We start from the raw sequence: 2,299 nt of genomic DNA on the forward strand, positions 1-2,299 counted from the left end.
TATCCCAGTCCGCGCCGGTCGCAAGCGATACCGCGAGCGCGGCGGCGACGGTGTCCCCGGCGCCGGAGACATCGCGCACTTTCACCGGAAAAGCCGGAACGTGAACGGCCTCGCCGCCCCGTGGCACCAGCGTCATGCCGTGCTCGCCTTGGGTGACCAGGATCGCCTTGCAATCGGCGAGCCGCATCACATCCTCGCTGGCATCGACAATGCTCTGTAGCGTGTCGGCGCGGCTGCGCGTCGCTTCCGCAAATTCCTTGCGGTTGGGCGTGAGCAGCGTGGCGCCGCGATAGATCGCCCAGTTCAGGCTCTTGGGATCGACGATCACGGGCTTGCCGAGTTTTCGCGCGGCGTCGATGGTGTGGCGGATGACGCGCGCCGTCAGCACGCCCTTGGCGTAGTCCGAAAGCAGCACGATATCGGCGCGCGCGATCTGCGGCAGGATCGCCTCGATCAGCCTGGTCTCGATCCCATCGGAGGCAGGCAGCGCCTGCTCCCAATCCGCGCGCAGCATGTGCGTGGAAAAATGTTCGGAGACAAAGCGGACTTTTCGCGTGGTCGGCCGCGACGGGTCGCGCACCAGCACGTTCTCGATGCCGGCGATCTCATCCAGCGCCGCCTTGAGCCGTGCGCCGGCATCGTCCTCGCCGACGAGGCCGACGAAGATGCAGCGCGCGCCGAGAGACGCGACGTTGCGCGCGACATTGCCGGCACCGCCGATATGGATCTCGCTGCGCTGTGCAGCGATGACAGGCGTCGGCGCTTCCGGCGAGATCCGCGACACCTCGCCATAGACGAACTCGTCCAGCATGATGTCGCCGATGCAGAGCACCGTGCGGCCCGAGATGGCCTGCGCGAGGGCGTCGAAATCGAGAATGGGCGTCGGCATGATCAAAAAGCCTCAGCGGAAACGGTCGGGCCGGTCGAGATAGTCTCCGACATAGGCTTTTACCGCGTCCTCGAGCGTCGTGAAGCCGCCGTTATAGCCGGCGCGGCCGAGGCGATCGACCTCGCTCTGGGTGAAGTACTGATACGCGCCGCGGATGTTCTCGGGCATGTCGATGTATTCGATGTTGGGCCTGGTGCCGAGCGCGGCATAAGCCGCGAGCATCAGGTCCTTGAAGCTGCGCGCCTTGCCGGTGCCGACATTGAAGAGCCCGGAGACGGAGGGCGTTGCCAGCAGCCACATGATGACGCGCACGACGTCGTCGACATAGATGAAGTCGCGGCGCTGGTCGCCGTCGGCGATGCCCTCGCGATGCGACTTGAACAGCTGCACGACGCGCCCCGCTTTGACGTCGTCGAAGCGGCGCGCCAGCACGCTCATCATCGAGCCCTTGTGGTATTCGTTAGGGCCGAACACGTTGAAGAATTTCAAGCCCACGCATTGCGGCGGCAGCGGATCGCCGTTCGCTGCGCGCCCGGCGACCGCGAGATCGAACATGTGCTTGCTCCAGCCATAGAGATTCATCGGCCGCAGCTTTTTCAGTGCCGGCAGCGAGGCATCGTCGCCAAAGCCGGCCTCGCCGTCGCCATAGGTCGCTGCCGAAGAGGCATAGATGAGCGGCACGGCGCCCGCCGTGCACCAGTCCAGCAGGCGCATCGACATGCGGAAATTGGTCTCGAACACGTGGTCGCCGTCGGTCGCGGTGGTCGCGGAGATCGCCCCGAGATGGATCACGGCATCTAACTTGCGGCCCGTCAGCCAGTCGAGCAGTTCGGCCGGCGGAACGATATCCACAAGCTGGCGCTTGGCGAGGTTGCGCCACTTGCCGTCATTGCCGAGCAGGTCGCACACCACGACGTCGCTGCGACCGGCGTCATTCAGCGCGGCCACGACATTCGATCCGATAAAACCGGCCCCGCCGGTCACCAGCAACATTCCACCTACCTGCCCGATTTTCTTAAGGTCCGACCCTGCCGTAGCGCATCATCCGCCAAAGTGTAAGCATTTTGGGCAGGCGTTTTGGACTCGCGCACTGCCTGCTTTACGTCCCGGCCCGGAGCGGCTAACCGAAGCGCCACATCAGCTCGCCTTCGGCCCTATTAACGAATGAATCAAGATTCGCAATTTAGTGAAGATGCAGATCGGGACGACACGCGCCCGATCCTGATCATTCCCTACATGTGGATCGGCGATTTCGTCCGGAACCACACCGTGGTGCGGGTCCTGAAGGCGCGCTGGCCCAATCGCCCGGTCGATCTGCTGACCACATCCCTCTGCGCCCCGCTGGTCGATTACATGCCCGGCGTGCGCGCTGGCATCGTCTGGGACCTGCCGCGCGGCCGCCTCGCCGTG

The 2,299-nt window shown here is 64.6% G+C and carries 2 protein-coding genes and 1 pseudogene; 1 reads left to right on the forward strand and 2 read right to left on the reverse strand.

Annotated elements, in window-relative coordinates; genetic code table 11:
- On the reverse strand, nt 1-889 hold an 889-nt coding region (gene rfaE1 / locus MOV75_RS35095), incomplete at its 3' end, for a D-glycero-beta-D-manno-heptose-7-phosphate kinase (protein WP_247007636.1).
- Nucleotides 890-901: 12 nt separating this feature from the next.
- Nucleotides 902-1,882 carry an ADP-glyceromanno-heptose 6-epimerase gene (gene rfaD, locus MOV75_RS35100; RefSeq protein WP_246932043.1) on the reverse strand — a complete coding sequence of 327 codons (981 nt, stop codon included), beginning with the start codon at nt 1,880-1,882 and terminating at the stop codon, nt 902-904.
- A gap of 171 nt (nt 1,883-2,053) precedes the next feature.
- Between rfaD and MOV75_RS35105 the strand changes: the two are divergent.
- Nucleotides 2,054-2,299, forward strand: a pseudogene (locus MOV75_RS35105) (lipopolysaccharide heptosyltransferase II); the annotation flags it as partial.

It is taken from the genome of Bradyrhizobium sp. PRIMUS42 (assembly GCF_023006515.1).
Lineage (GTDB): Bacteria > Pseudomonadota > Alphaproteobacteria > Rhizobiales > Xanthobacteraceae > Bradyrhizobium.

Excerpts from the sequence above, each read along its gene's own strand:
- rfaD (WP_246932043.1), bottom strand. The coding sequence starts at position 1,882 with ATGTTGCTGGTGACCGGCGGGGCCGGTTTTATCGGATCGAATGTCGTG.